The organism is Christiangramia aquimixticola (assembly GCF_048285835.1).
In the GTDB taxonomy this organism is placed as follows: domain Bacteria; phylum Bacteroidota; class Bacteroidia; order Flavobacteriales; family Flavobacteriaceae; genus Christiangramia; species Christiangramia aquimixticola.
Map to the genome: position 1 here is coordinate 1 of NZ_JBLVTL010000040.1, position 421 is coordinate 421.

The following is a 421-nucleotide window of genomic DNA, read 5'->3' on the forward strand; positions in this document are numbered from 1 at the left end:
CGCAGAAAAAATTGGTCTGCTAGATTGGTGGACCCAGACTTCACTCCATTCAGCTAAATCGAGCTCAGATTCTTTATCTAAGATGGTGATCAGATCATTCCAGTCGGCATTGCTGTTAGCAAAAGAGGAGATATAGGTTTGGATTCCTTTTTTGAAAGCCTCTTCACCCATAGTCTGCTCCAATTGGCGCATCATGATCGGGGCCTTGTCATAGATGATGCTTCCATAAAGGGAGCCTGCATTTTTGAGATTATCTAGGTTTTGTCGGATGGGATGCGTGCCCTTGGAACGATCTTCTGCATAAGCTGAGGGATAATGAGAAGTCAGGAAAAGCAGGTCATGATTGATGTTGGGAAAGGCTGGATTGGCGATTTTACCGCCCATAAAGCCGGCAAAGACTTCCTTCATCCACACGTCATTG

The 421-nt window shown here is 45.4% G+C and carries 1 protein-coding gene; it reads right to left on the minus strand.

From position 1 onward, the window contains the following. Window positions 1-421: M1 family aminopeptidase (locus ACNKXV_RS13400; RefSeq protein ID WP_417908238.1), on the minus strand; the 421-nt coding region annotated here is incomplete at both ends.